Below are 26745 nucleotides of genomic sequence, written 5' to 3'. Positions count from 1 at the left end.
CCGGTGAGGACGATGGATGCCGCGGACCCCGCCGTCGTGACGGACGGCGGGGTCTCCGCTGCTCACAGGAGAGGCAGAATGCGCTCGGCCACGAACGTCGCGTGCTGGAGATCGGTTTCCAAAGACGACATCCCCGCACCCACGTTCACCTGCAGCACGTTGACACCGTCAGTCACAGCCAGGACGTACCCGCCTCCTCCATCGACGCCGTCGAACGAGGCCACCCAATAGGCTTCCCGCGCCCCGGCGACATCGACCTGCGTGCCTCCTGCCGCGATCACGGAGGGGATCTCGACCGCCCCGCCGGCGATGGGGAAGACGGACGCTCCCCAGCCCTCGTCTCCTCGGCGGAAGGAGAGACCGCAGCCGTCGGGGAAGGACGAGAATGTCGGGACATCCACGCTCACCGAGTCGTACCCGATCTCCGTCGGATCGATGGCACTCTTCACCGCGGAGCAGTCGAGCGGACCCCACCACGCCGCTGTCGGTGTGGCGGGCACGCCGGGCGCATACGTACCGACCCTCGACAGCATTACTCGAAGTACGCCACCGTCACGGCATCCTTCGCATCCTCCCGATGCGTCAGCAACCGCGACGCATGACGGAACAACCGCGCGTCATACCGATCGAACAACGCCGCCAGCGCCTGCTCATCGCCCCTGAGTACCCGAGCCCACAGCCCGGCGTCGTCCTCGCTCCCCATGTCCGCCCCCGAGACCACTCTTCGTTCCCCTTCCGTTTCTTCGCCCTGTCCGAGCGAAGCCCGGTGCCGATCGACCTCGCTCACCGCAGGGACTCCAGCACAGCCGCAGCGATCTTGTCGGCATCCGTCCCCGACGGTGACCCCGTGAAGCGTCTGACGAGAAGGCGGTTGTCGCCGACGACAGCCACGAGATCCGTCGAGTAACCACGGCTGGGGTCCGCATGCACCCACGCCCGGTCGGCGCCGGGGACGGAGGTCTCGGACGTTCCCGCCACTGCGAGTGCGGACGCCGGCGGTGCCGACGCCCCCGGCATCAGCGTCACCTCGATCATCTCCCGACTGCCATAAGCGGGTTCCCGGAACTCGCAGGTCGAGACGCCTGCGGAGCTCATCAGCAGGCTCTCCACCGGACGGGTCGGAGTGGGGTAGGTGCCCGGCGCGACCCGAATCTCGAGGGAGAGGCCGGTGATCCCTTCCAGGCGGCCCTTGAGGGCGACACAGTCGGAGAGCACCCAGCCATCGGCGTGAACCGACCCGAACGACGCCACGGGTGACGCGTGCGGCTTGGCGGCAACACGCGAAATCACGCGATCGAGCCGAGCGGATGCCGCGGACACCTCTTCCTGGGTGAAACCGGCGTCGTAATCTCCGGCCCTGGCGGAGACCAATGCACCGATCCAGACGTCCGCCACAACCCGACCGGTCGCACATCCGCGGTCCACCGAGCACGTCACCGACGCCATCGATGCCTGCAGATCGGGGGCGACCGCCGACGGTGCGGCGACGACGACCGAGATCGAGTCCTGATTGCCGATCCAAATGCAGGAGAGTCCCCCCAGCAGAGCCAGGGAATCCTCCACGTTCGTTCCGAGTCCGGGCTCCGTGTAGAGCCGCCCGGGACCACCGATGAGCAGCTCGGACAGATCCGCGTCGCTGAGCATTTGGCCGCAGTCGCCGTTGAAGGCAACGACGGGGGTGCTCGGCACCGGCGGCGGAGTCGGGGTCGGCGTGGACGTCGGCGTCGGCGTCGGCGTGGGGGTCGGTGTCGGTGTCGATACGACGGGTGCGACCGTCGCCGTAAGGGCCGGGCTCGGGGTGTTCGCGATCTGCGGCGCCGACAACGTCGAGGTCGCCACCACACCGCCCGTGATCGCGACCACCAACGCCGCCGCGATCGACCCCGCGATCCACGCGTTCCGGTGAGCACCGGCAGGCTTGATGTCGCGTGCGCCGCCCACAATGCGAGAGCGCATCGCCGCCCGCTCGTCGGCCGTCAGTTCTTCGTTCATGCCTGCACCCCTTCCCCTGCCAGGTCGTCGCGGAGCTTCGTCTTCGCGCGGGCGAGCCGTGACTTCACCGTTCCCGCCGGGATTCCCAGCGCCTGCGCGACCTCGCGCTCGGAGTACCCCTCCAACACCGACAGCACCACGACCGCCTGCTCCCGCTCGGGGAGCTTCCGAAGCGAGTTCAACACGCCGCTCTCCTCGTGATCGCGGTGCACCGGTTCAGCGATGGGGGTCCGGTCCAGCAACGCCCGATACCGCCGCCCCGACCGCTCCAGATTCCGCGCGCAATGCGCCACCGTGTTCAACAACCACGGCAACGGCGACCCCTGCACCAGACGCACAGACGCCCGCTTCCGCCACAACTCGAAGAACGCCACCGTCACGGCATCCTTCGCATCCTCCCGATGCGTCAGCAACCGCGACGCATGACGGAACAGCCGCGCGTCATACCGATCGAACAAAGCCGCCAACGCCAGCTCATCGCCCCTGAGTACCCGAGCCCACAGCCCGGCGTCGTCATCTTCCACACCCCGTAGTGTCCGCGATCACGCCAGAAGTTCCCGGAATCGACGCCAGTTGGGTCACAGGTCGATAACGGCATTCACCCTCGCGCACGGGAGATACCCGATCGGCCATGTGACCCTAAGGTGAGGGCGTGCAACCCCGATGGATCGCCGTGATCGCGAGCGGCGTCGCGCTCGTGCTCGGCGTGGTCTTCTGGAGCGCGGTCGGCCTCGTCGTGTGGTCGGTGCAGCTGGCCGACGCGTCCGCCTCGTTCAGCGGAGGGACCTCTCCGCTCGACGACCCGTCCGCGGTCGACGACGACTTCCGCGTCACCGAGGTCTACGAGGTCGGGGCCGACGGCATCCTGTCCCCCTCGCCGAGTGCCGAGGCAGCCGCGGTCTGGGCCGAGATCGAACGCGTGTTCACGCCGCGCGTCGCGGCGACCCGGATCAGCCGGCTCGAGGTGGGCGACGACCCTTCCAGCGACACCCTGGCGTGGGTGGCGCGTGACACCGCACCCGAGTACTGGACGTTCGCCGCCAACGTCGCGTACTCCGACGACGACGAGCTCTGGTTGGGCACGCTCGTGCACGAGTACGCGCACGTCCTGAGCCTCGGACCGGATTCGGTCGACTCCTACACCGACACCTGCGACACGATCTGGACCGGCCAGGGGTGCCTGTTGCCCGAGACGGCCCTGCTCGCGTTCTCCGACCGGTTCTGGAGCGCTTACACCGACGCACCGGATGCCGACAACGTCGACGTCGATGTGGCCGACGCGTTCTACGCCGCCCACGAGGACGACTTCGTCGATGCGTACGCCGCGACCAACGTCGCCGAGGACTTCGCCGAGAGCTTCACGGCCTACGTGATGGAGGACGAGCCGACCGACGGCGGGGCCGTGGCCGACAAGCTCCGCTTCTTCCGCGAGTACCCGCCCTACGTCCTCATCCGCGAGCGCCTCCGCGCCGAGTTCGACCTGGGCTGACCGGGCGGTTCACTCCGCCGCGCTACCGCCCCAACGGGCTGCCGGAAGGACTCCTCCCCGCCCGCACCGGGCGTCTCCTCCTGACGAGCGATTCCCCCACCTGGTTCCTCCGGTGGACGGGGGACCCCGCCGTGCGCCAGGTCCGCAATCAGACGCTGAAGTTCTGCGGCATCCCGAGCGTGCGCACGACGCGCTTCCCCTCCGTCCGCTCCGCGGATGACCGCACGCGCGCCCGCTGGCTCGCCGGGGTGGAAGACCTCGCGCGACGCGAAGCGGGAGCGAAGGTCCCCGTCCGCGCCTGAACCCACCACCCGACATAGCCTGGAGTGATGACGACCGTCCTCCTCACCGGGTTCGAGCCGTTCGCCGGCGACGCCACGAATCCGTCGGGCGATGCCGTCCGCGCCGTCGAGGAGCGCTGGACCGGCACCGAACGACTGATCGTCGAGGTGCTCCCGGTGGCCTTCGATGCGGCGGCGGCGAGAGTCCGGCAGCTTCTCGCCGAGCACCGCCCCGACGTGGTGATCGCCACGGGCCTCGCGGGCGGACGCGCGCAGGTCACCCCGGAGCGAGTGGCGATCAACCTCGCCGATGCCCGCATCCCCGACAACGACGGCGCACAGCCCGTCGACCGCCCCGTGGTCGAGGGAGGCCAGGCCGCCTACTTCGCGACCCTGCCCGTCAAGGCGATCGCGGCGGCGCTGAGCGACGCCGGCATCCCCGCCGCGGTGTCGCACTCGGCGGGCACGTTCGTGTGCAACCACGTGATGTACACCGCCCTGGATGCCGCCGCGCCGGGGGTGCGCGCCGGCTTCGTGCACGTGCCCTCCGCGCGCGAGAGCGCCCCCGAGGGCGCGGCATCCCTCCCCCTCGACGACATCGTCCGCGCCCTCGAGCTCACCGTGCGCACCGCCCTCGACGTGCGCGACGACCCCGCCACCCCGGGCGGCACCCTCCACTGACGGCGCGACCTCAGGCGGAGCGCCGCCCGAGGTGCAGGACCGCCCGCACGAGGAGCCCCGCCACCAGCGCCCAGAATGCTGCGCTGACGCCCGCGATCGCGATTCCGGATGCCGCGATGAGGAAGGTCACGACGGCCGGGGTCCGCTCGCCCGGATCGTCGATCGCCTGCTGCACGGCGGAGCCGAAGGCCGCGAAGAGCGCCACGCCCGCGACGGCCGGGATGACTCCGGCCGGGGCGAGCAGCACGATGCCTGCGAACGCCGCCGACAGCGCCCCGAGAACGAGGTAGGTGCCCCCGGCCGAGACGCCCGCCACCCAGCGCCGCTTCGGGTCGGGGTGCGAGTCGGGACCTGCCGCGATGGCCGCGCTGATCGCGCCGAGGTTGATCGCGTGTCCTCCGGCGGTGGCCGCCAGCATCGAGCCCGCACCGGTCACGAGCATCGCCGGACGCCACGGGATCGTGTAGCCGAGGCTCCGCATGACCGCGAACCCGGGCACGTTCTGCGACGCCATCGTCACCACGAACAGGGGCAGGGCGATCCCGACGACCGACCCCACCGTCAGCGTCGGGGCGGTGAAAGCCAGCTGCGGCACGAGGCTCGCGGCATCCAGGTCCGCTCCCGTGCGCGCCAACGACACGGCGACCACGACGATGGCCGCGACGAACGCGAGCGGGACGGCCCACCGCGGGAGCAGACGGGATGCCACGAGCCAGACGATCAGCACCGGTGCCACGCCCCACGGGTCGGCGACGAGACCGAGGAACGGCTGGACGCAGAGCGGGAACAGGACGCCCGCGAGCATCGCCTGCGCGATCGACGGCGGGATGCGCGCGATCAGGGCCCCCAGCGGAGGGAACAGCGCGGTGCACAGGATGAGCGCGCCCGACACGAGGAAACCTCCCACGACCGCGGGCCATCCGCCCTCGACGGCTCCGGTCGCGGCGAGCAGCGCGACACCGGGGGTCGACCACGCGATCGTGATCGGCATCCGGTAGCGCGCGGCGAGAAGGATGCAGCCGATCCCGACCATGAGCGTGATCGCGAGCAGGCCGCTCGCCGCCTGCTCGGGCGTCGCGCCCACGGAGCGCAGGCCGGTGAGCACCACGGCGAACGTGCTGGTGAAACCGACGAGAGCGGTGACGACCCCGGCGATGAGCGGTCGGGCGAGGGAGGCGTTCGGAGTCTCGGTCATGAGACTCCCGACGCTATCGGAACGGCCGTGGTCCACTTCCGATCGCGCGGACCACGCGATGCCTCGATCAGGCCGTGATGACCTGCGCGGTACCGGTGGCCGCGTCGGGACCCATCTCGTCGGCGAGGCGGTTCGCCTCTTCGATGAGCGTGCGCACGATCTCGGCCTCCGGGACGGTCTTGATGACCTCGCCCTTGACGAAGATCTGACCCTTGCCGTTGCCCGACGCCACGCCGAGGTCGGCGTCGCGCGCCTCTCCGGGGCCGTTGACGACGCAGCCCATGACGGCCACGCGCAGCGGCACGGTCATGTCCTTCAGGCCCTCGGTCACATCGTCGGCGAGCGTGTACACGTCGACCTGGGCGCGCCCGCACGAGGGGCACGAGACGATCTCGAGCTTGCGCTCGCGCAGGTTCAGCGACTGCAGGATCTGGTGGCCGACCTTGACCTCTTCAGCCGGCGGGGCCGACAGCGAGACGCGGATCGTGTCGCCGATGCCCTCCGAGAGCAGGATGCCGAAGGCCGTCGCGCTCTTGATCGTGCCCTGGAACGCGGGTCCGGCCTCGGTCACGCCGAGGTGCAGGGGCCAGTCGCCCCGCTCCGCGAGAAGGCGGTAGGCCTTGACCATCACGATCGGGTCGTTGTGCTTGACCGAGATCTTGAAGTCGTGGAAGTCGTGCTCCTCGAACAGCGAGGCCTCCCACACGGCGCTCTCGACCAGCGCCTCGGGCGTGGCCTTGCCGTACTTCTCGAGCAGGCGGCGGTCGAGCGAACCGGCGTTGACACCGATGCGCAGCGACACTCCGGCGTCCTTGGCCGCCTTCGCGATCGCGCCGACCTGGTCGTCGAACTTGCGGATGTTGCCGGGGTTCACGCGCACGGCGCCGCAGCCGGCGTCGATCGCCTGGAAGACGTACTTCGGCTGGAAGTGGATGTCGGCGATGACCGGGATCTGGCTCTTCTTGGCGATGATGTGCAGCACGTCGGCGTCGTCCTGCGACGGCACGGCGACGCGCACGATCTCGCAGCCGGATGCCGTCAGCTCGGCGATCTGCTGGAGGGTGGCGTTGATGTTGGTCGTCGGGGTGGTCGTCATCGACTGGACGCTCACGGGGGCGTCACCGCCGACGAGAACCTTGCCGACCTTGATCTGGCGGGTCTTGCGACGAGGCGCGAGGACCTCCGGCACGCGGGGCATCCCGATGTTCACTGCAGGCACGGCCTCAGCCTACGCCGCCGTACCCGCGCGGGGGCTGAAGACGGCCTGTGGTAAGTTCAGCGCCATGCGCGCGCACACATCCTGGTGGCCCACCGTCTAGGCGGTGCGCACGCATGCAACAGACCGCCCTCCCCCTGGGGAATCCGGGCGGTCTTCGTGTTTTCGGCGGCCGCTGTGGACCCTCACTCAGAGACGAAAGAACACCTCGATGACCGGGCCCGACCCCTCCTCCTTGATCTCCGACCTCCTCGACGGCTCCGCCCCGTTCGCGTTGATCGCGCGCGACGGCGCGACGGTCGAGGTCCTCACCGGTGACGTCGTCGACGTCGATCTGCTGAGCGACATCCCTCTGACGGATGCCACCGGCACCGCGCGCGAAGTCCTCGCGCTCGTGCCGTTCCGGCAGGTGCGCGAGCGCGGCTTCGTCTGCCACGACGACGGGGCACCGCTGCGCTGCCTCGTGGTGGACGAGCGTGTCTCACTGGATCGCGCGGCGGCCATGGCATCCCTTCCCTCCTCGCCGGTGCCGCTCGCGGACGCGGGCTTCGACATCGCCGACAAGGAGTACGCCGACATCGTGCGTCGGGTGATCGCCGACGAGATCGGGAGGGGCGAGGGGGCGAACTTCGTCATCCGCAGAGACTTCGTCGCCGGAGTCGACGTCGACCCACGGGTGGCCGCTCTGACGTGGTTCCGCGCCCTGCTCGAACACGAGAAGGGCGCGTACTGGACCTTCGCGGTGGTCACCGACGGGCACATCGCCGTCGGCGCGAGCCCCGAGGCGCACGTGAGCGCCAAGGCGGGCATCGTGACGATGAACCCCATCTCGGGCACCTTCCGCCACCCGGCGGGCGGCGCGACGGCCGAAACGCTCGCCGAGTTCCTGCGCTCGACCAAGGAGACCGAGGAACTCTTCATGGTCGTCGACGAGGAGCTGAAGATGATGAGCGCCGTCTGCAGCGACGGCGGACGCATCACCGGCCCGCACCTCAAGGTGATGTCGCGCCTGACCCACACCGAGTACATGCTGCGCGGACGCAGCGACCTCGACCCGCGCGACATCCTGCGCGAGACGATGTTCGCCCCCACCGTCACCGGCTCCCCCATGCAGAACGCCTGCACGGTCATCGCGCGACACGAAACGACCCCGCGCGGCTACTACTCCGGCGTCGCCGCCCTGTTCACCCCGAACGGCGCGACCGAGGGCCCCGCGCACGACCTCGACGCGCCGATCCTCATCCGCACGGCATACCTCGTCGACGGACGCCTGCGCGTTCCCGTCGGCGCGACGCTCGTGCGTCATTCCGAGCCGGACGGAGAGGTCGGCGAGACGCACGGCAAGGCCGCGGGCGTCCTCGGGGCGATCGGTGCGATCCCCCGCGACGCACCGGCGGCTCCGCCCTCCGCCGACCCCGACGCGCCGACCGCCCCGCGGCTCCCGCTCGACGAGGATCCCGCGATCGCCGAGCTCCTGGCATCCCGCAACGACCGTCTCGCACCGTTCTGGATGAACCCGCAGGACCCCGACGGCTCGGGTCCCTTCGCCGGGCGCACGGCGCTCGTCGTGGATGCCGAGGACCGTTTCACCACGATGCTCGCGCACCAGCTGCGCCACCTCGGCCTCGACACCCGCATCGTGCACTGGTCCGAGGTCACGGATGCCGAACTCGACGCCGCCGATCTCGTCGTCTCGGGCCCCGGCCCCGGCGACCCGCGCGACGACAGTCCGCGCATGGAGGCGATGCGCCACGTCGTCGGTCGCCGCCGCGCGGCGGGCGCTCCGCTGCTGGCGGTGTGCCTGAGCCACCAGATTCTCGCCGACTCTCTCGGGATCGACCTGCAGCCCCTCGCCCACCCGCACCAGGGCCTGCAGAAGACCGTCGACGTCTTCGGCGAGCCGGCCTCGATCGGCTTCTACAACACCTTCACGGCGCGGGTGGCACCGGGCGACACGCGGCGGGGCATGACGGTCGGCGCGGGATCCGCGGCGGCCGAGGTCGTGACCGATGTCGCCGCGGATGCCGAGACCGGCGACGTCTACGCCCTGCGCGGCCCCGGCTACGCGAGCGTCCAGGGCCACCTCGAGTCGATCCTGTCGCGTGACGGCATGCGGACGCTGGAGCGGCTGATCGCCCACGTGCTCTGACGCACCGTCCGTTCGACGGGCTCAGCGACCACTTCGCGCGGTGGCTGAGCCCGTCGAAGCCCGCTACAGCAGCTTCACCGGGTTGAAGATGTCCGCGAGGAACAGCACGCTGCCCATTCCCACCAGCAGGATCACGACGAGGAACGTCACGGGCACCAGCCGGGTGGCATCCACGGGCTTCGCGATCCGGCCGCGGGCCCGCGCGATGAGCTTCTTCAGCCCGTCCCAGAGCGCCACGACCACGTGCCCTCCGTCGAGCGGGAGCAGCGGGATGAGGTTGAACGCGAAGAGGGCGATGTTCAGGCCTCCGACAAGCAGAATCATCTGCTGCACACGATCGAGGATGGGCGCGTCCACCGCGGCGATCTCGCCCGCCATCCGCCCCGCGCCGACGACGCTCATCGGGCTGTTCGCGTCGCGCGGCTGCCCGGTGATCGTGTCGACGGCGACGTCGTAGATCCGCGCCGGCAGGTGCGCCATGATGTTCGCCACCTGGCCGATGTACTGCCCCGTCGCGTCGATCCCCGTCCAGATCGGCTGCGGCTCGAAGGCGAACTGGGGGCGGAGGCCGGCGAAACCGATGGTCTCGTACTCGGGTGCGCCCGACGCATCCGTCACCGGTCGGCCCTGGGCGTCCGTGACGGCACGGTCGGTCGACTGGGGGGTGAACTGCACGGTCTGCTCTTGTCCGTTGCGCTCGATGACCATCGACAGGGCCTTGCCCGGCGACGCCTGGATGATCGCCGCCGCTTCGTTGAAGTTCGAGACCGGCGTCCCGTCGATCGAGATCATCGTGTCGCCCGGCTGCATGCCCGCAGCTTTCGCGGGGGCCACCGGATCGGACGGCTCGCAGTCCTGGCGTTGCTGGCTCGCCGGGATCACGCACTCCGAGACCGAGGAGACGGTCGTCGTCCCCTGCTGGATGCCGATCCCGCTCAACGCGATCGTGAAGAGAACCACCGCGAGCACGAGGTTCATGGCCGGCCCGCCCAGCATGATGATGATGCGCTTCCACACGGGAAGCCGGTAGAACGCGCGATCGTCGCCGCCGATGAGCGTCTCGGCGTTGGCATCCCGCGCGTCCTGCACCATCGTGGCGAAGAAGCGCGAGCGTCGCTTCGACGGCTCCTCGCCCTCCGGCGCGGGCGGATACATGCCCGCCATGGAGATGAAGCCGCCGAGCGGCAGGGCCTTGAACCCGTACTCCGTCTCGCCGATCCGGCGGGACCACAGCGTCGGTCCGAAGCCGATCATGTACTGGCCGACACGCACGCCGAAGATCTTGGCGGGGAGGAGGTGGCCGATCTCATGCAGCGCGATCGAGAGGGCGAGTCCCACGACGAGCACGAGGACGCCGATGAGGAAAGCGATCGCAGTCACCCGCCGACGATACCGCCGCCGCCCTTTGAAGCACCCGTGCGACGGCGATGCCCTGTCTGTGCGAGACCGGATGAGACAATGGACGAGATGCCGACCGACGCCACCCCGAACCTCCCGCCCGTGCTCCGGCCCGAGCGTCCGCCCCAGCGCGACCTCGCCGAGCTCGCCCGTCGATTCGGCGTTCGCCACGTCGGGGAGGTCGAGGGGACGACTCTCACGGGCATCACGCTCGCGACCGCCGATCTGCGCGCGGGAGAGGCCTTCGTCGCCATCCGCGGTGTGAACCGTCACGGAGCGGAGTTCGCCGCGACCGCCGCCGAGCGCGGAGCCGTCGCCGTCATCACCGACGCCGACGGCGCCGAGATCGCGGGTCCCGCGGGTCTTCCGATCGTGGTCGTCGACGATCCGCGCGCGCTGCTCGGCGACCTGTCCGCGTGGGTGTACGGCACCGGCCCGGGCGACGACATCCCCCGGCTGCTCGCCACGACCGGCACGAACGGCAAGACGAGCGTGTCGCATCTGCTCGAGGGGATCCTCGGTCAGCTGGGCGTCGTCACGGGCCTGTCGTCGACGGCGGAGCGGCACATCGCGGGCGAGGTCATCGTCTCGCGGCTCACGACCCCCGAGGCATCCGAATTCCACGCTCTTCTCGCGCTCATGCGGGAACGGGGGGTCGAGGCGGTGGCGGTCGAGGTGAGCGCTCAGGCCCTCACGCGTCACCGCGTCGACGGTCTCGTCTTCGACGTCGCGGGATTCACCAACCTCACCCACGACCACCTCGACGACTATGCCGACATGCGCGAGTACTTCGAGGCGAAGCTTCCGCTCTTCCGCGCCGATCGCGCGCGGCGCGGGGTCGTCTGCCTCGACTCCCCCGCGGGTGCCGAGATCGCGGCCCGCGCCGAGATCCCCGTGGTCACCATCGTCACCCCCGCGATCGCCGCGGATCCCTCCGCCGACGCCGACTGGACGGTCGACATCGTCGACGAGCGCCAGGAGGGCACGGAGTTCACCCTCCGCGCGCGCGACGGTCGCGCCCTCACGACCGTGGTTCCGGTGATCGGTCGGCACATGGCCGCGAACGCCGGTCTCGCGATCGTGATGCTGCTCGAGACCGGCTACGCGTGGGAACGCCTCGTCGAGGCCCTCGACGGCGGCCGCATCGATGCCTCGCTCCCCGGGCGGACCCAGCTCGTCTCGGGCCCCGAGGGCCCCGCGGTCTACGTCGACTTCGGCCACTCCCCCGACGCGTTCGAGAAGACTCTCGCGGCGGTCCGCCGTGTGACCCCCGGCACGGTCGTCATGCTCTTCGGCGCCGACGGCGACCGCGATGCCACCAAACGCCACGACATGGGGCGCACCGCCGTCCTCGGCAGCGACATCCTCGTCGTCACCGACCATCACCCCCGGCACGAGAATCCGGATGCCATTCGCGAAGTGCTCATCGAGGGCGCGCGTCGCGCGCGGCCCGATGCCGAGATCCTCGAGTTCACCCCGCCCGAGCGCGCGATCCTCGAGGCCGTGAAGCTGGTGAGCGACGGCGACGCGATCCTCTGGGCCGGACCCGGCCACCAGGATTACCGCGACATCCGCGGTGTGCGCACTCCCTACTCGGCGCGCGAGCTGTCGCGGCGGGCGCTGCGCGCCGCGGGCTGGGCCGTGCCCGATCCGCAGTGGCCCGTGCCGTATCCGCCCGACAGCACACCCTCGTCCGACCCCGAGCGCCCGGTCGACTTCCCCTCCTGACCGGGCGCCCGGGAACGGCTCGGGCTCAGACGATGACTGATAGGTCGATGTTCCAGGAGTCCGCCCCGGTCGGGCTCACCTGGTAACGCATCAGGAACCCGTCGCGATGCGGGCGGTGCTCCGCGGCGAGCGCCTCGACCAGGCGCGTCAAGGCCTCGGCGTACCATCCGAGATCCTGGAGCCCGGCGGCATCCGTTCCGCGTGTCACGAAAAGCTCCGTTCGCGCCGGGAGCACCCCCGTGATGAACCCCGGGAGGTCGTCCCCGTCCCCGGCGTTCGACACGGGCCAGCACAGGGTGACCTCGTGCGTCTCGTGATCGCGGACTCTCGTGGCGACCCAGTGCGAGTCGCTGACGTCGACGCCGGCGTGCGCGAAGAGGTCGGATGCGTCGTCATCCCGAGCATCGCCGTCGTGCGTGCTCTCGTCTCGCGCCGCTCCCGCCCGCGGGCCCGTCGCGAGCGGATAGCCGAGGAATGCCTGCTCCGGCTCCTCCCTTCGCGCGAGGACGATCTCGCCCGGAGGCGTGGCGAGCGTCTGCAGAACCGCGTCGAACGCGGCGTCGTGGCGCCGCCGCTCCCTCAGCACGCGTTCGCGCTGCTCCTCCAGAGCAGCCACGTTCCCCGGCGAGTCGAGGACGCGGGCGATCACGGGCAGGGGCGCGTCCGCCTCTCGCAGGGCGAGGATGGTCAGAGCGTCGCGGATCTGGCGCGGTGCGTAGAAACGGCGCCCGCTCGCTTCGTCGACCCGCGCGGGGGCGAGCAGTCCCTGCTCGTCGTAATGACGCAGGGCTTTGACCGTCAGGCCGGTCAGGGCTGAGAACTCTCCGATATGCAACATGTCCTCAGTCTCAGCGCTCCCCCGAGGGGAGGAGCAAGAGGTCAGCGCGCCGAGATCACGGCATCCGCGGTCCGACGTGCCCAGGCCTCGGCCTCGGCGAGCGACTCGCGGGTCAGCGTCGCGGGCGCCTCGTGGCGATCGACGACCGCGTCGACGACCTCGAGGATGCCGAGGAAGCTCAGCCGCCCCTCGTGGAACGCGTCGACGGCCTGCTCGTTCGCGGCGTTGAACACCGCGGGGTAGGTCGCTCCGGCGCGCCCGACCTTCTTGGCGAGCGCCACCGAGCCGAAGGCCTCCTCGTCGAGCGGCTCGAAGGTCCACTGGCTCGCGGTCGTCCAGTCCAACGGCGCGCCGACGCCGGCGACACGGCGCGGCCAGTCGAGGCCGAGAGAGATCGGCAGACGCATGTCCGGCGGTGACGCCTGCGCGATCGTCGACCCGTCGACGAACTCGACCATCGAGTGCACGATCGACTGGGGGTGCACGGTGACATCGATGCGGTCGTACGGCACGTCGAAGAGCAGGTGCGCCTCGATGACCTCGAGGCCCTTGTTGACGAGCGTCGCCGAGTTCGTCGTCACGACGCGTCCCATGTCCCACGTCGGGTGCGCGAGCGCCTCGGCGGGAGTGACGCCCCGCAACTGCTCACGCGAGCGCCCGCGGAAGGGACCTCCGGATGCCGTGAGCACCAGCCGGCGCACCTCGTGCGCCTCTCCGGACCGCAGGGCCTGCGCGATCGCCGAGTGCTCGGAATCGACCGGCACGATCTGACCGGGGGCGGCGAGAGCGGTGACGAGCTCCCCGCCGACGATCAGCGACTCCTTGTTGGCCAGCGCGAGGGTCCGCCCCGTCTGGAGGGCCGCGAGGGTGGGGCCGAGCCCCACCGAGCCGGTGATGCCGTTGACGACCACGTCGGCCTCGACGTCGCGCACGAGCTGCTCCGCCTCGATCGCGCCGAGCGCGATGTGCTCGACGCCGAAGTCCCGCGCCTGGGCCTCGACCCCGGCGCGGTCGGAACCGGCGGCGAGGCCGACGACCTCGAAGCGGTCCGCGTTCGCGCGGATGACGTCGAGCGCCTGCGTGCCGATCGAACCGGTGGAACCGAGGAGGAGGACGCGGCGCATCCCGTCAGCCTACTGAGCGGCGGGAGCCGCGTGCTGGACGCCGAGGATGTCGACGACGAACACGAGCGTGGACCCGGCCGGGATCGAGCCCTTGGCCTGATCGCCGTAGCCGTCCGCGGGAGGGATCACGGCGACGACCTGCGAGCCGACCGTCTGCCCCTCGAGCGCCTGCTTGAAGCCCGGGACGACGTCGGTCGTCGCGAACTGCGTCGGCGCACCCTTGTCCCAGCTCGAATCGAACACGGTGCCGCCGTCGTACAGGACGCCGGTGTACTGCACGATGACCGTGTCACCGGGGTTCACGACATCGCCCGTGCCCTGGCGGAGGTTCTCGATACGCGTCTGCGTGGGAGCCGGCGTGCTGGGGACCGTGATGGTCGGGGCGCCGTTGTCGGCGAAGGTCACCGTCGGCATGCCGTCGACGGGAGCCACCTCGGTGCCCTCCGCGCGCGTGGGCAGCTCGGAGATCGAGTCGGCCACGAGGATGTAGGCGGGCGAGCCCTCGCCCAGCGTTCCCGCCGGGAAGGTCGAGACGGTCCGCGAGCCGATGGGGACGCACGACACCGCGGCGCCGAAGATCTGCTGCGCATTGACGATCATGTCCATGCCCGCGGGGTCGCTCTTGAGCGTGTCGAGCGCGACCTCGCCGGTCGACGCGTCGATCACGGTGTAGTTCGCCTTCACGAGGTCGCCGGGCTTGACCTCGTCGCCGGTGCCCGGAATGAGCGTGCTGCGCTGGATCGCGGTCGGCGCGAACCCGTCGGGACGGGTCACCGTGACGGCTCCCTGGAAGTCGCCGGACACCTCGAGGCCGGCGGGCACGTCGCCGGTGAACGGCGTCTGGCACTGGCTCGCGTCGGGGCTCGCGCTGGCATCCGGCGTCTGGCTGTCGTCGGAGGAACCGGCGCACCCGGCCAGCAGCAGCACCGCGACGGCGGCGACGGACAGGGAAGCGATCGGGCGGAAGCGCACGGAGAACCTCTCGAAGAAAGACAGGGAAGCCCCATCCTGGCGCATCCGTCTTAGCCGCGGCTGGGAGTCCCCATGCGCGACCGGGCATGCGGCGGCGAGTAATCTCGACGGGTGAGTTCCGACGTGCCCGCCGAGACCCCCGCCGCCGTGCCGCAGCAGATGGGCGCGACGTACGTCCTCGGGCGTTCGCTGATCGCCCCGCTCGCCCGGGCGGTCTACCGCCCGCGCGTCGAGGGACGCGAGAACGTCCCGCGTACCGGGCCGGTGATCTTCGCGAGCAATCACCTGTCGTTCATCGACTCGATCGCGATCCCCGTGGCGGCCCCTCGCCCGGTGCACTTCATGGCCAAGTCGGCGTACTTCGAGAAGTGGGCCTCGCGGCAGTTCTTCACCGCGATCGGCGCGATCCCCGTCGAGCGGGGGGCCGGGCAGAAGGCCCTCGACGCCCTCGACCAGCAGCGCGCCCTCCTCGAGGACGGCCGCGCCGTCGCCCTCTACCCCGAGGGGACCCGTTCCCTGGACGGGCGTCTCTACAAGGGCCGCACCGGCGTCGCCTTCCTCGCCCTGCAGACCGGAGCCCCTGTCGTGCCCGTGGGCCTCATCGGCACCGACAAGGTCATGCCGGTCGGCGCAAAGATCCCCACGACGAAAGAGCGCATCACGGTCCGCTTCGGCGAGCCCCTCGACCTTTCTCCCCACGGTCCCGCGACCTCGGGCCGCGCCCGCCGTGGAGCGACGGACGAGATCATGGCCGCCATCCACGCCCTCAGCGAGCAGGAGCTCGCGAACGCCTACAACGAGGCGCCGGCGCAGAACCCCCTCGAGCGCATCAAGCAGGTCCTCCCCCACGAGCGACTCTGACACTTTTCCTCCTTGACGCGCAGGCGCGTGGCGAGCATCGTCGGGAGTGACGGCCCGAACCGTCACCGCCACGACGAGGAGGCACCGTGAAGAAGTTCGTCAACGACCCGGCAGACGTGCTGGCCGAGGCCCTGCGGGGCATCGAGGCCGCCTATCCCGAGCTCCGCGTCGACGCCGAGAACCGCGTGATCCGGCGGGCCGAACCGACGCCCGGGGGCAAAGTCGCGCTGGTGTCGGGCGGCGGTTCCGGCCACGAGCCGTTGCACGGCGGGTTCGTCGGTCGCGGCATGCTCGACGCGGCCGCCGCCGGCGAGGTCTTCACCTCGCCCACCCCCGATCAGGTGCTCGCCGCTACCCAGGCGGTCGATTCGGGTGCGGGTGTCCTCCACATCGTGAAGAACTACACCGGCGACGTGCTGAACTTCGAGATGGCCGCCGAACTCGCCGCCGCGGAGGGCGTGCAGGTCGAGGCGGTCGTGGTGGCCGACGACGTCGCCGTGCAGGATTCCACGTGGACCGCGGGCCGTCGCGGCACGGGGACCACGGTGGTGCTCGAGAAGATCGTGGGTGCGCTGGCCGAGGAGGGTGCCGACCTCGCCGCTGTCGCCGCGCTCGCCCGACGCGTGTCCGCGGCCGGCCGCTCGATGGGCGTCGCCCTGACCAGCTGCACAGTCCCCGCCGCGGGACGCCCCACCTTCGAGCTCCCCGACGACGAGATGGAGGTGGGAGTCGGCATCCACGGCGAACCCGGCCGCTCGCGCGTGAAGCTGGCATCCGCTCACGAGATCGCGAAGCTCATGGTCGACCCGATCGTCCACGACTTCGGCGACCCGGTCGGGCCCGCCATCGTGCTGCTGTCGGGGCTCGGCGGCACGCCGCTGATCGAGCAGTACCTGCTCTACGGAGAGATCGCGCCCCTGCTGGCGGAGGCGGGAATCGACGTGCAGCGCGTCCTCATCGGCGACTACATCACGAGCCTCGACATGGCCGGGGCGTCGCTCACGGTGGTGAAGGCCGACGACGAGATGCTGCGCCTGTGGGACGCGCCGGTCGTGACCCCGGGCCTGCGGTGGGGCGCATGAGCCGCGCCGTGTCGACCGCCGACCTCGTCTCCTGGATCCGCGCGTTCCGCGACGCGGTCCAGCAGCACAAGGACGAGCTGACGCGTCTGGACTCCGAGATCGGTGACGCCGACCACGGATCGAACATGGCACGGGGTCTGGACGCCGTGGTGGCGAAGCTCGATCCCGCCCCGGCGAGCGCCGTCGAGCTGTTCAAGACCGTCGGCATGACGCTCGTCTCCTCCGTCGGCGGAGCGAGCGGCCCCCTCTACGGGACGTTCTTCCTCCGGATGGGGCCCGCGTTGTCCTCGGACGACGTGGATGCCGCGACTCTGGGCGCGGCCCTCCGCGCCGGCGTGGAGGGGGTCGTCGCCCGCGGCAAGGCGGAACTCGGCGACAAGACGATGATCGACGCCCTCTCCCCCGCGCTCGACGCGTGGGACGCCGCCGCCGCCGACGGTGCCGACGCCGCCACCGCCGCGCAGGCCGCCGCCGAGGCCGCCGCCCGCGGACGCGACGCCACCGAGCCGCTCGTCGCGCGCAAGGGCCGCGCAAGCTACCTCGGCGAGCGCAGCGCGGGACACCTCGACCCGGGTGCCACCTCGGCGACGCTCCTTCTCGAGGCGCTGCGCGACGCGCTGGCGGACGCCGCGTGATCGGGCTCGTGGCGGTCTCGCACTCGCGCGCCCTCGCCGATGCCGCGGTCGAGCTGGCCCTGCAGATGGGCGGTGAGAACCCTCCCACGGTGCGCGTCGCCGCCGGCGGACCCGACGGTGACCTCGGGACGGATGCCGTGGCCATCGCCGCCGCGATCGAGTCGGCCGACAGCGGCGACGGCGTGCTCGTGTTGATGGACCTCGGCTCCGCGATCCTCAGCGCGGAGACCGCGCGGGAGTTCGTCGCCGAGCCCGGCCGCGTCCGGCTGAGTCCGGCGCCGTTCGTCGAAGGTCTCGTCGCCGCGGTGGTCACGGCGGCGGGCGGCGCCGACCTCGACACGGTCGCCACCGAGTGCGCCCGGGCCGTGGAGGCCAAGCGGACACAGCTCGGGGAAGACGATGACACCGAGGTATCGGCATCCGCAACCGAGAGAGGCGGGGCAGAGGCGTCCTTCGAGGCGGTCGTCACCAACCCCTCGGGGCTGCACGCTCGTCCGGCCGCCACTTTCGTCAAGGCCGCGTCGCGCTACGACGCCGACGTGCGCATCGCCGATCTCGACACGGGGTCCGAGGAGATCTCCGGCCGCAGCCTGTTGGCGCTCATGGCTCTCGGCATCCGCCAAGGCTCGAGAGTCCGTGTCAGCGCGACCGGGCCCGCGGCACAGGCGGCGCTGACAGAGCTGCAGGCTCTGATCGAGGACGGGTTCGGCGAGCGCTGACGCCCCGCGCGTGACACGCACGCCGGGCGCTCAGCGCGTGACGCTCAGCAGGCGGCGAGCGAGGGCCTCTTCCACGACGAGTTCGGTGACGAGGCCGGCGGCGAGCGCGCCGCGCAGAGCGTCGAGCTTCGACAGGCTCGACACGACGCAGAAGCGACGCGGGATCCGCCGAACGGTGTCGAGGTCGGGACCGCTCGATCGGGCGTTCAGCTCGGGGATGTCGCTCGATCCGTCGACGCGGTAGAACACCGTCGCGCAGTCGCCGACCACGCCCTCGCGCTCGATGACGGCCCGGTCGCGCACGTCGAAGTAGTCGCTGCTGTAGACGTGCGAGGGCACGTCGGCCTGGGGCGAGCCCAAACCGAACACGAAGAGTCCGACGCGATCCTGGATCTCGAGGACGGACCGCACCGATCGTTCCCGCCACATCGCGCGTTTCGTCTGCGGGTCGTCGAAGAGCGCGGGAACCGGGAATTGGTGCACGGACGACGACCAGGCTGTCCCGAACCGCGACAGGATCTCTCCGGCGTACGGGATGCCGCTGGTGCGCACGTTGGCGGCGCCGTTCATCTGCACGATGTGCGTGTCGTGCACGTCCTTGGCGGGGACGTGGCGGGCGATCGCCGAGAGCGTGGAACCCCACGCGATCCCCACGGTCATGGAGGACTCGACCCGCTCGGTGAGGATGCGCGCCGCGGTCAGCGCCGTGCGCTCGAGCCGGTCGGCCTCGGTGGTTCTCGCGGGCGTCGGGACGACGTGCGCGGCGATGCCGAAGCGGTCCGCGATGCGCTGCGCCATCTGCCCGCGGGCATCGTCGGGTGGGCTGATCGAGATGGTCACCAGCCCGACGTCGCGCGCGTGCTGAAGCAGTCGCGACACCGAGGAACGCGAGACGCGCATCTCGTGCGCGATGGCGTCCATCGTCAGATCTTGCATGTAGTACAGCTGCGCGGCGCGGAGAGCATCCCGCCCGCGGGCTTCTGCCTGGGTCACCATGAGCCCTCCCGTCCGACCCCATTGTGCACGTTTTTTCAAGGGGCTTGCAACAATGTGCAGACGGGCGCATTCTGTCGGCGTACCAACTACGAAAGGTCGCAGTCGACATGTCGTCCCCCGCAACTTCGCTCCGCGCCGATGTCCAGGCGCTCCGTGACGCCGAAGACATCGACGTCCTCATCATCGGTGGGGGCATCAACGGCCTCGCCACTCTCCGCGACCTGTCCCTGCAGGGTGTCAGCGTCGCCCTCGTCGAGCGCGGCGACTTCGTCTCCGGCGCCTCCTCGGCATCGAGCCACATGGTGCACGGTGGCATCCGCTACCTCGAGAACGGCGAGTTCCGTCTCGTGAAGGAAGCGGTGACCGAGCGCAACGACCTGCTCAAGACCGCTCCGCACTACGTCAAGCCGCTCGAGACCACGATCCCGATCTACAAGACGTTCTCGGGCATCCTGTCGGCTCCGTTCCGCCTGCTCGTGACCCACGGTCGGGGCAAGCCCAACGAGCGCGGCGCCCTCCTGATCAAGGTCGGCCTGATCATGTACGACACCTTCTCGCGCGACGGCGGCTCCGTTCCCCGCCACACCTTCCTCGGCAAGAAGAAGTCTCTGCAGGCTCTGCCGAAGCTCAACCCCGACCTCGCGTACACCGCGACGTACTTCGACGCCTCGATGCACGACCCCGAGCGCATCGCCCTCGACGTTCTCCACGACGGCATCGTCGCCGGTGCCGGTCGCACGCAGGCGGTCAACTACGTCTCCGCCGTCGGCGCGGACGCGAACGGAGTCCGCGTGCGCGACGAGGTCTCGGGCGAGGAGTTCTCGGTCAAGGCCAAGGTCATCCTCAACACGGCCGGCCCCTGGACCGACCTCGCGAACGCCGCCATGGGACTCACGACCCAGTTCATGGGCGGCACCAAGGGCTCGCACATCGTCCTCGACAACCCCGAACTGCTCGCCGCGACCGGGGGCCGCGAGATCTTCTTCGAGCACTCCGACGGCCGCATCGTGCTGATCTACCCGCTCAAGGACCGCGTGCTCGTGGGCACCACCGACATCGACGCCGATCCGGCGAAGCCGGTCGTGTGCACCGACGACGAGATCGACTACTTCTTCGACCTCGTCGGACATGTGTTCCCGAGCATCGCGGTGCATCGTTCGCAGATCGTCTACACCTTCTCCGGCATCCGTCCCCTCCCCCGGCACGACGACACCGCCCCCGGTTTCGTCTCGCGCGACTACCGCATCGTCGAGGACGAGATCGCGGGTGTCCCCGCGATGAGCCTGGTCGGTGGAAAGTGGACCACCTTCCGCGCGCTGGCCGAGCACCTCAGCATGAAGACGCTGCAGAAGCTGCGTCGTCCGCACCGGGTGAGCACCCAGGGCCTGCCCATCGGCGGCGGCGCGGGCTTCCCGGCCACACCGGAGGCGCGACGCCGTTGGGTCGCCGCACGCACGAATGCTCACTCGCGCGAGCTCGTCGAAGCCCTCCTCACGCGCTACGGCACCCGCGCCGATCTGCTGCTCGAGGCCCTTCCGGCGGAGCCCACACCGATCGAGCACGCCCCCGGCTACTACGTCGAGGAGCTCGAGTGGATCGCGCGAAACGAGCAGGTCGTGCACCTGATCGACGTGCTCCTGCGCCGGACCCACCTCGCGTTCGTCGGGGGGATGACCGAGCGCACGCTGGTCGAGGTCGCCGAGGCCGTCGCCGCTCCCCTCGGGTGGGACGCCGACCGTGTGCGCGAAGAAGTCGAGCGCACGCGCGAGATCCTCCTGACCGCTCACCGCGTGGATCTGGCCGAGGCCGGGGTCGCCGCAATCTGAGAGAACGTGCGGGCGCGTCACCTGTTGCGCGCCCGCACGGCGGTCATAGGTTCGGATCACCGAGCCGCAACGACGCCCGAGCCGAAGGTGGACGGGCGACAACAGAAAGGTCGATGACGACATGCAAGAAGTCAATCTGGGGCTGTACTTCCTCTCGGAGGTGGTCGGCACCGCGATGCTCATCCTGCTGGGCTGTGGCGTGGTCGCCAACGTCGCCCTGGCGAAGACGAAGGGCAACGCCGGCGGAACCCTGATGGTGAACTGGGGATGGGGCCTCGCGGTCTTCGCCGGTGTCATCGTGTCCGCCTACTCGGGCGCTCAGCTGAACCCCGCCGTGTCGATCGGCCTGCTGGTCGCCGGCAAGATCGGCTTCGTCCAGTTCCTCGTCGCCGTCGCGGCGCAGATGCTCGGTGCGATCATCGGTGCGGTTCTCGCCTGGGCCTCCTACAAGCAGCACTTCGACGACGAGCCCGACCCGGCCGCCAAGCTCGGCGTCTTCTCGACGGGTCCCGCGATCCGGTCGTACGGCTTCAACTTCCTCACCGAGGTGATCGCGACCTTCGTGCTGGTGTTCGTGATCTTCGGCTTCGCCGACTACGGCGTCGCCGACATCGGCGTCCCGGGCGGCATCGGTGGTCTCGCCGCCGTCCCCGTGGCTCTGCTCGTGGTCGGTATCGGCGCCTCCCTCGGCGGCCCGACCGGCTACGCGATCAACCCGGCCCGTGACCTGGGCCCGCGCATCGCCCACGCGATCCTCCCGATCAAGGGCAAGGGCTCCAGCGACTGGAGCTACGCCTGGGTCCCGGTCGCCGGTCCCCTCGTCGGTGGTCTGCTCGCGGGCGTGCTGGCCCCGGTGCTCCTCCACCTCGGCAAGTAAGACCCTCGCGGGGGCGTCGCGCTCCGCCCGGCGCGCGTCGCCCCCGCTCCCCGCTTCACCTCTTCCCACTCTCTACAAGACAAAGGAGTCCATCCATGGCCGACTACGTCCTCGCCATCGACCAGGGCACGACCTCGACGCGCGCGATGATCTTCGACAAGTCCGGAGGCGTCGTCGCCGTCGGGCAGAAGGAGCACGAGCAGATCTTCCCGCGCGCGGGATGGGTCGAGCACGATCCCCTCGAGATCTGGCGCAACACCCAGGAGGTGATCGGCCTGGCTCTGAGCCGCGCCGACATCACGCGCCACGACATCGCCGCCGTCGGTATCACCAACCAGCGCGAGACCGCCGTGGTCTGGGACAAGAACACCGGAAAGCCCGTCTACAACGCCATCGTGTGGCAGGACACGCGCACGCAGTCGATCGTCGACCGCCTCGCCGACGGCGACACCGAACGGTACAAGAGCATCGTCGGCCTGCCGTTGGCGACCTACTTCTCGGGCACGAAGATCGTCTGGATCCTCGAGAACGTGGACGGCGCCCGCGAGAAGGCGGAGGCCGGCGACCTGATCTTCGGCACCACCGACACCTGGGTGCTGTGGAACCTCACCGGCGGTATCGACGGCGGCGTGCACGCCACCGACGTCACCAACGCCAGCCGCACGCTCTTCATGGACCTCGAGACGCTCGAGTGGCGCGACGACATCCTGGCCGATTTCGGCGTCCCGCGCTCGATGATGCCCGAGATCCGGTCGTCCTCCGAGGTCTACGGCACCGTCGAGTCGTCGTCGCTGCTGCGCGAGACCCCCGTGGCCGGCATCCTGGGCGACCAGCAGGCCGCGACCTTCGGGCAGGCCGCGTTCGATCCGGGTGAGAGCAAGAACACCTACGGCACGGGTAACTTCCTCATCTTCCAGACGGGTGAGGAGATCGTCCACTCGAAGAACGGCCTGTTGACCACCCTGGGCTACAAGCTCGGCGACCAGCCCGCCCGCTACGCGCTCGAGGGCTCGATCGCGGTCACCGGCTCGCTGATCCAGTGGCTGCGCGACCAGCTCGGCATCATCTCCTCGGCCCCCGAGGTCGAGGCGCTGGCCTCGAGCGTCGACGACAACGGCGGGGTGTACTTCGTACCGGCGTTCTCGGGCCTGTTCGCCCCCTACTGGCGTCCGGACGCCCGGGGCGCGATCGTCGGGATGACCCGGTACGTCAACAAGGGCCACATCGCGCGCGCCGCCCTAGAGGCCACGGCCTTCCAGACGCGTGAGGTGCTCGACGCGGTGAACGCCGACTCGGGTGTCGACCTCACCGAGCTCAAGGTCGACGGCGGCATGACCGCCAACGATGCGCTCATGCAGTTCCAGGCCGACATCCTGGGCGTCCCGGTCGTTCGTCCGGTCGTCGCCGAGACCACCGCGCTCGGCGCCGCCTACGCGGCGGGTCTCGCGGTCGGTTTCTGGGACAACCTCGACGACCTTCGCGCCAACTGGCAGGAGGACAAGCGCTGGGAGCCCGACATGGACTCCGACGAGCGCGACCGCGAGCTGCGCCTCTGGAAGAAGGCCGTCACCAAGTCCATGGACTGGGTCGACGAAGACGTGCGCTGAGCTCTCTTCTCCCGGAACCCCGTCGGCGTCATGCCGGCGGGGTTCCGTCGTCGAGGGTCACCTCGCGGGCGGACAAGCGGATGCGTGCGCGCCGCTGATCCCGGGGATCGCCGTCCCCGTGGCTCCCGACCTCGGTCTCAGTGCCCGGTCCTCGATCGGGGCGGAGGGGTGCGCGAGGTCAGCGCCACGTCCATCCCGCCGGTGATCTTTCCGGCCGTCACGGCGACCGTCCCGGTACGGCAGGCGGGCTGAAGGCCCGCGTACGCGCTCGACTCGGGCAGCGAGGCGCAGATCTTGTAGGTTCCTGGCCGAAGCGAGAGGGCATACCCGCCCGGCGCCCCGCCTCCCGTGCTCGTGCGCACGACGAGCTGATCGCGGAGGGTGTACACGGACACCGTCGCATCCGTCAGCCAGACCGAGGAACCGGATGCCGTCTTCCCGCTGACCCGACCCGTGACGGTCCCTCCTTGCTCGACGGCACCCGCCTTCGCCGTGGTCTTCGCTCCGGCGGTCACCGTCACCGCCGTCGCCCCCTCACGAGTGCCGGAGTCATCCAGCCACTCGGGGGCGTAGTAGGGCGTAGTGGCTGCGCCGTATCCGCTGATGCTTGTCGGCATCGCGTAACCGCTGCTGTACGCGCCGAACTGCACGCGATAAGTCCCCGCACGCAGCCCGGTGAAGTCGTACCCGCCCGCGGCATCCGTGACCGTGCTGTATCCGTCACCGGTATCGCCATCGCGGACGGCGCGCACCGGGATGTTCGCGGCCGCCTTGCCGGTGCCGCGGTCGCTCACCCGACCGCTCAGCTGGCCGAGGACATCCAGGGTGACGTTCTTCGTGAGGGTACCGCTCGAGGCGGTGAAGGTGACGGACTTCTCCGGTGCCCCCGGAACCCACACCGTGACCCTGTACGTGCGCCCCGACAGCAGCACCTTGCCGAAGGAGTACGAGCCGTCCGGCGCGGCCGTCGCGTACGAGATCTGCCCGGTCTGGGTGCTCGAGACCACCTCGAGCAGTTGCACACCGGCGCCTGCCGCGGCGGCACCCGCCTTCGTGACCTTGCCGGAGAGCGAAGCATCCGCACGCGCGGCCGTGATGTCCGCCGTGGTGGTGGTCCCGTTCGTCACGGAGACCGTCGCGGCCTTCCGTCCGCCGTACCAGGCCGTCGGGTACCCCATGAGCTGCGCGGAGACGGTGTAGGTGCCCGCCGGCAGGTTCGGGAGGGAGTAGGTCATCCCGGACGCGGACGACGTGGAGGAGGCGTAGTAGGACCGCCCTGTCGCGTCGTAGGCGGTCACCGACGCGAACGTCGCATCGGTGGCCGTGATCCGACCGGAGATCACTCCCCCGTTCTTCGGGGTGGTGTCGACCCGGCCGAGACTCTTCGTCTTCCCCGACGACACCGTGAAGTGCGATGCCGTGGATTCGTCGGGCGCGCCGCCCAGGTAGTACCTCCCGACCAACACCGTGTACTCCCCCGGGGCGAGCCCCTCGGCGGTGAAGGTGGATCCCGCAGACACGTAGTCGCCCTTGACGTACGTCGTCCCGGTCGATGCCCATCGATAGAGCGCAACATAGCCGGTAACCGCAGGGGTGAGCGTCACCTTCCCCGCCCGCACGACGGTCAGATCCTTCGTGGCACCGGAGGCGGGCACGGCGAAGTAGTCGGCGCGGTCCTTCGAGGCCGTGCCGTCGGACCACGTCGGCACGTAGGAGGACGAGCCGGGAGTCACGAGGGCGACGTATTTGCCCGCGCTCACGCCGCGCACCGTGTAGGAGCCGTCCGCCGCGATGGCGACGGCCGCCCCCTGCGGCCCGGATGCACCGGCCAGCGTGACGGTTCCCGCAGTGAGGGGCGTCGTCGTTCCGGCGACCGTGACCTTTCCGCGCACCGTGACCCCGGCCACACCGATGTCCACCGTGACGCGTGCACCCGCCTTGACGGTGACGAACGCGGCACCCGTCAGCGACGCGGTTCCTCCGGAGAAGATCATCCCCCCGGGGGCCGACGCCGCCACGGCGATCGATCCGCCGCCGAGACCCGGGATCGAGTATCGGCCGGAATCGTCTGTCGAACCTCTTCCGACCACGTCACCCGCACGGTCGTATGCGGTGACGGCGACCTGGGCGACGGGGGTCTTGTCCGCGTAGGCCACGGTTCCCGTCACCGTGCCGGCCGTCGACAGTTGTGCTTTCAGGCCGGTGACGGACTGCCCCTTCGCCACGGTGACGGAGCTGGCCGAAGCGAGCGTCGTCTTGTCGTTCCACCACTCGCTGATCAGGTTCGCGCCGTCGGGGGCGCCGAAGCTCAGCGTGTACTCGCCGGGGAGAAGCCGCGAGAAGGAGAATGCGCCGTCGCTGTCGGTTCCCGTCGAGTACTGGCCCATCCACGAACCGTCGGACTTCCGGTAGACCACGACTCGGGCGGAGGCCACCGCGGCGCCCGCCGTCGTGGTCACCGTTCCGGAGATCTCACCGCCCTTGACCAGGGTCGCGTTCACGCCCGTCCTGGTCTGACCCGCATCGACGGTGACAGGGGTCGCGGACGAGAAGTCCCCGTTGCCCCCGTACCACTGGTCCAGCACGTTGCGTCCGTAAGACTGGAACTGGATGTAGTAGGTTCCCGCAGGCAGTCCCGAGAACGAGTACGTTCCGTCGCTGGCCACGGTGGCGGAATACCAGCTGTTCGACGACCTGATGGACGCCGACGTCTGCCCTCCCGCGAGGTTCACGCCCTGAGGGAAGGTCACCTTTCCCGAGATCACCGCCGTCGAGACGGGCGCGACGCGCACCGGCGGCGCGGCGGTCGGCGTGACGGTCGGCGACGGCGTCGCCGTAGGCCTCGGCGAGGCGGATGCCGACGGCCTCGGCGACCAGGACGGCTTCGGCGACGCGGATGCCGGCGGCTCGGGCGTCACCGAGGGCCGCGGGGTCGCGGACGGGGAAGCGGACGGCCGCGGGGTGGCGGACGGGGACGGGGTCGCGGACGGTGCCGGAGTCGCGGACGGTGAAGCGGACGGCCGCGGGCTCGCCGACGCGGACGGTCGCGGACTCGGTGTCGAGGGCCCCGGGCTCGCCG

General features: G+C 70.4%; 25 protein-coding genes and 1 pseudogene. 14 read left to right on the top strand and 12 right to left on the bottom strand.

Going from position 1 to position 26745, the window contains the following annotated elements; all coding sequences use genetic code 11:
• Positions 1 to 62 precede the first annotated feature (62 nt).
• The 3 genes from NS220_RS07835 to NS220_RS20070 form a co-directional block, all read right to left on the bottom strand.
• A complete protein-coding gene (locus NS220_RS07835) occupies positions 63 to 500 on the bottom strand; it encodes a hypothetical protein (protein ID WP_153004205.1) in 438 nt (145 codons plus the stop codon).
• A 32-nt stretch (positions 501 to 532) separates the two neighbouring features.
• Positions 533 to 703 carry an RNA polymerase sigma factor gene (locus NS220_RS20075; RefSeq protein ID WP_193755310.1) on the bottom strand — a complete coding sequence of 57 codons (171 nt, stop codon included), beginning with the start codon at positions 701 to 703 and terminating at the stop codon, positions 533 to 535.
• An 80-nt stretch (positions 704 to 783) separates the two neighbouring features.
• A complete protein-coding gene (locus tag NS220_RS20070) occupies positions 784 to 1644 on the bottom strand; it encodes a hypothetical protein (protein WP_058623516.1) in 861 nt (286 codons plus the stop codon).
• 16 nt (positions 1645 to 1660) lie between these two features.
• Between NS220_RS20070 and NS220_RS20065 the strand changes: the two genes are divergently transcribed.
• A complete protein-coding gene (locus NS220_RS20065; RefSeq protein ID WP_193755309.1) occupies positions 1661 to 1906 on the top strand; it encodes a hypothetical protein in 246 nt (81 codons plus the stop codon).
• A gap of 82 nt (positions 1907 to 1988) precedes the next feature.
• Here NS220_RS20065 and NS220_RS07815 read toward each other — a convergent pair whose 3' ends face one another.
• Complete coding sequence (locus NS220_RS07815; protein WP_058623514.1) at positions 1989 to 2516, bottom strand: RNA polymerase sigma factor; 528 nt, start codon at positions 2514 to 2516, stop codon at positions 1989 to 1991.
• Positions 2517 to 2644: 128 nt separating this feature from the next.
• Between NS220_RS07815 and NS220_RS07810 the strand changes: the two genes are divergently transcribed.
• The 3 genes from NS220_RS07810 (at position 2645) to pcp (ending at position 4443) form a co-directional block, all read left to right on the top strand.
• Positions 2645 to 3481: an NADH:ubiquinone oxidoreductase subunit 4 (chain M) gene (locus tag NS220_RS07810; protein WP_153004204.1), complete on the top strand. Its 837-nt coding sequence runs from the start codon at positions 2645 to 2647 to the stop codon at positions 3479 to 3481.
• Positions 3482 to 3612: 131 nt separating this feature from the next.
• On the top strand, positions 3613 to 3783 hold the full coding sequence (locus NS220_RS20060) for a hypothetical protein (protein WP_193755308.1): 171 nt from the start codon (positions 3613 to 3615) through the stop codon (positions 3781 to 3783).
• Positions 3784 to 3810: 27 nt separating this feature from the next.
• Complete coding sequence (pcp, locus tag NS220_RS07805; RefSeq protein ID WP_058623512.1) at positions 3811 to 4443, top strand: pyroglutamyl-peptidase I; 633 nt, start codon at positions 3811 to 3813, stop codon at positions 4441 to 4443.
• A 10-nt stretch (positions 4444 to 4453) separates the two neighbouring features.
• On the opposite strand, the gene NS220_RS07800 is transcribed toward pcp, so the two are convergent.
• Entirely contained in the window at positions 4454 to 5638 is a 1185-nt protein-coding gene (locus NS220_RS07800; protein WP_058623511.1) for a benzoate/H(+) symporter BenE family transporter, read from the bottom strand.
• 67 nt (positions 5639 to 5705) lie between these two features.
• Positions 5706 to 6857, bottom strand: a complete 1152-nt coding sequence (ispG, locus tag NS220_RS07795) for a flavodoxin-dependent (E)-4-hydroxy-3-methylbut-2-enyl-diphosphate synthase (protein ID WP_193755307.1) — start codon at positions 6855 to 6857, stop codon at positions 5706 to 5708.
• Positions 6858 to 7065: 208 nt separating this feature from the next.
• Here ispG and NS220_RS07790 point away from each other — a divergent pair, with 208 nt between their 5' ends.
• Positions 7066 to 9003, top strand: coding sequence for an anthranilate synthase family protein (locus tag NS220_RS07790; protein ID WP_058623510.1), 1938 nt, complete (start codon positions 7066 to 7068; stop codon positions 9001 to 9003).
• A gap of 63 nt (positions 9004 to 9066) precedes the next feature.
• Here NS220_RS07790 and NS220_RS07785 read toward each other — a convergent pair whose 3' ends face one another.
• Positions 9067 to 10383: a M50 family metallopeptidase gene (locus NS220_RS07785; RefSeq protein ID WP_058623509.1), complete on the bottom strand. Its 1317-nt coding sequence runs from the start codon at positions 10381 to 10383 to the stop codon at positions 9067 to 9069.
• 87 nt (positions 10384 to 10470) lie between these two features.
• On the opposite strand from NS220_RS07785, the gene NS220_RS07780 reads away from it, so the two are divergent.
• The gene (locus NS220_RS07780; RefSeq protein ID WP_058623522.1) at positions 10471 to 12129 is read left to right on the top strand and encodes a Mur ligase family protein; all 1659 of its coding nucleotides are present in this window, start codon (positions 10471 to 10473) and stop codon (positions 12127 to 12129) included.
• Between the two features lie 25 nt (positions 12130 to 12154).
• On the opposite strand, the gene NS220_RS07775 is transcribed toward NS220_RS07780, so the two are convergent.
• From NS220_RS07775 to NS220_RS07765, 3 genes are read right to left on the bottom strand one after another with little or no spacing between them, the layout of a single operon-like run.
• Positions 12155 to 12967: a MerR family transcriptional regulator gene (locus NS220_RS07775; RefSeq protein WP_058623508.1), complete on the bottom strand. Its 813-nt coding sequence runs from the start codon at positions 12965 to 12967 to the stop codon at positions 12155 to 12157.
• A gap of 41 nt (positions 12968 to 13008) precedes the next feature.
• Positions 13009 to 14091, bottom strand: a complete 1083-nt coding sequence (dxr, locus tag NS220_RS07770) for a 1-deoxy-D-xylulose-5-phosphate reductoisomerase (RefSeq protein ID WP_058623507.1) — start codon at positions 14089 to 14091, stop codon at positions 13009 to 13011.
• 9 nt (positions 14092 to 14100) lie between these two features.
• Entirely contained in the window at positions 14101 to 15063 is a 963-nt protein-coding gene (locus NS220_RS07765) for an FKBP-type peptidyl-prolyl cis-trans isomerase (protein ID WP_058623506.1), read from the bottom strand.
• A gap of 159 nt (positions 15064 to 15222) precedes the next feature.
• Here NS220_RS07765 and NS220_RS07760 point away from each other — a divergent pair, with 159 nt between their 5' ends.
• From NS220_RS07760 to dhaM, 4 genes are all read left to right on the top strand, one after another.
• A complete protein-coding gene (locus tag NS220_RS07760; RefSeq protein WP_080575471.1) occupies positions 15223 to 15924 on the top strand; it encodes a lysophospholipid acyltransferase family protein in 702 nt (233 codons plus the stop codon).
• A gap of 86 nt (positions 15925 to 16010) precedes the next feature.
• Positions 16011 to 17006 carry a dihydroxyacetone kinase subunit DhaK gene (dhaK, locus tag NS220_RS07755; RefSeq protein WP_058623505.1) on the top strand — a complete coding sequence of 332 codons (996 nt, stop codon included), beginning with the start codon at positions 16011 to 16013 and terminating at the stop codon, positions 17004 to 17006.
• Entirely contained in the window at positions 17003 to 17641 is a 639-nt protein-coding gene (gene dhaL / locus NS220_RS07750; protein ID WP_058623521.1) for a dihydroxyacetone kinase subunit DhaL, read from the top strand. The genes dhaK and dhaL overlap by 4 nt, the downstream gene beginning before the upstream one ends.
• Positions 17638 to 18360: a dihydroxyacetone kinase phosphoryl donor subunit DhaM gene (gene dhaM, locus NS220_RS07745; RefSeq protein WP_058623504.1), complete on the top strand. Its 723-nt coding sequence runs from the start codon at positions 17638 to 17640 to the stop codon at positions 18358 to 18360. The genes dhaL and dhaM overlap by 4 nt, the downstream gene beginning before the upstream one ends.
• Positions 18361 to 18390: 30 nt before the next feature.
• On the opposite strand, the gene NS220_RS07740 is transcribed toward dhaM, so the two are convergent.
• Positions 18391 to 19356, bottom strand: a complete 966-nt coding sequence (locus NS220_RS07740) for a sugar-binding transcriptional regulator (protein ID WP_013583489.1) — start codon at positions 19354 to 19356, stop codon at positions 18391 to 18393.
• 107 nt (positions 19357 to 19463) lie between these two features.
• On the opposite strand from NS220_RS07740, the gene NS220_RS07735 reads away from it, so the two are divergent.
• The 3 genes from NS220_RS07735 to glpK all read left to right on the top strand — a co-directional run bounded on the left by NS220_RS07735 (position 19464) and on the right by glpK (position 23666).
• Positions 19464 to 21182, top strand: coding sequence for a glycerol-3-phosphate dehydrogenase/oxidase (locus tag NS220_RS07735; RefSeq protein WP_058623503.1), 1719 nt, complete (start codon positions 19464 to 19466; stop codon positions 21180 to 21182).
• 121 nt (positions 21183 to 21303) lie between these two features.
• Positions 21304 to 22059, top strand: a complete 756-nt coding sequence (locus NS220_RS07730) for an MIP/aquaporin family protein (protein ID WP_058623502.1) — start codon at positions 21304 to 21306, stop codon at positions 22057 to 22059.
• A gap of 95 nt (positions 22060 to 22154) precedes the next feature.
• Positions 22155 to 23666, top strand: coding sequence for a glycerol kinase GlpK (gene glpK, locus NS220_RS07725; protein ID WP_058623501.1), 1512 nt, complete (start codon positions 22155 to 22157; stop codon positions 23664 to 23666).
• Positions 23667 to 23803: 137 nt separating this feature from the next.
• Here glpK and NS220_RS07720 read toward each other — a convergent pair whose 3' ends face one another.
• Complete coding sequence (locus NS220_RS07720) at positions 23804 to 26458, bottom strand: carboxypeptidase-like regulatory domain-containing protein (protein ID WP_058623500.1); 2655 nt, start codon at positions 26456 to 26458, stop codon at positions 23804 to 23806.
• A 19-nt stretch (positions 26459 to 26477) separates the two neighbouring features.
• On the opposite strand from NS220_RS07720, the pseudogene NS220_RS20055 reads away from it, so the two are divergent.
• A pseudogene (locus NS220_RS20055) lies at positions 26478 to 26745 on the top strand (hypothetical protein); the annotation flags it as partial.

The sequence above is a fragment of the Microbacterium testaceum genome (genome assembly GCF_001476655.1).
GTDB classification, from domain to species: Bacteria; Actinomycetota; Actinomycetes; order Actinomycetales; family Microbacteriaceae; genus Microbacterium; species Microbacterium testaceum_C.
Note: the sequence above shows the minus strand (reverse complement) of the source record. Positions and strands in the feature narration are given on the sequence as shown.

Excerpts from the sequence above, each read along its gene's own strand:
- NS220_RS20075 (WP_193755310.1), bottom strand. The coding sequence starts at position 703 with ATGGGGAGCGAGGACGACGCCGGGCTGTGGGCTCGGGTACTCAGGGGC.
- NS220_RS20070 (WP_058623516.1), bottom strand. The coding sequence starts at position 1,644 with ATGCTCAGCGACGCGGATCTGTCCGAGCTGCTCATCGGTGGTCCCGGG.
- pcp (WP_058623512.1), top strand. The coding sequence starts at position 3,811 with ATGACGACCGTCCTCCTCACCGGGTTCGAGCCGTTCGCCGGCGACGCC.
- NS220_RS07800 (WP_058623511.1), bottom strand. The coding sequence starts at position 5,638 with ATGACCGAGACTCCGAACGCCTCCCTCGCCCGACCGCTCATCGCCGGG.
- NS220_RS07790 (WP_058623510.1), top strand. The coding sequence starts at position 7,066 with ATGACCGGGCCCGACCCCTCCTCCTTGATCTCCGACCTCCTCGACGGC.
- NS220_RS07780 (WP_058623522.1), top strand. The coding sequence starts at position 10,471 with ATGCCGACCGACGCCACCCCGAACCTCCCGCCCGTGCTCCGGCCCGAG.
- NS220_RS07775 (WP_058623508.1), bottom strand. The coding sequence starts at position 12,967 with ATGTTGCATATCGGAGAGTTCTCAGCCCTGACCGGCCTGACGGTCAAA.
- dxr (WP_058623507.1), bottom strand. The coding sequence starts at position 14,091 with ATGCGCCGCGTCCTCCTCCTCGGTTCCACCGGTTCGATCGGCACGCAG.
- NS220_RS07760 (WP_080575471.1), top strand. The coding sequence starts at position 15,223 with ATGGGCGCGACGTACGTCCTCGGGCGTTCGCTGATCGCCCCGCTCGCC.
- dhaL (WP_058623521.1), top strand. The coding sequence starts at position 17,003 with ATGAGCCGCGCCGTGTCGACCGCCGACCTCGTCTCCTGGATCCGCGCG.
- NS220_RS07740 (WP_013583489.1), bottom strand. The coding sequence starts at position 19,356 with ATGGTGACCCAGGCAGAAGCCCGCGGGCGGGATGCTCTCCGCGCCGCG.
- NS220_RS07735 (WP_058623503.1), top strand. The coding sequence starts at position 19,464 with ATGTCGTCCCCCGCAACTTCGCTCCGCGCCGATGTCCAGGCGCTCCGT.
- NS220_RS07730 (WP_058623502.1), top strand. The coding sequence starts at position 21,304 with ATGCAAGAAGTCAATCTGGGGCTGTACTTCCTCTCGGAGGTGGTCGGC.
- glpK (WP_058623501.1), top strand. The coding sequence starts at position 22,155 with ATGGCCGACTACGTCCTCGCCATCGACCAGGGCACGACCTCGACGCGC.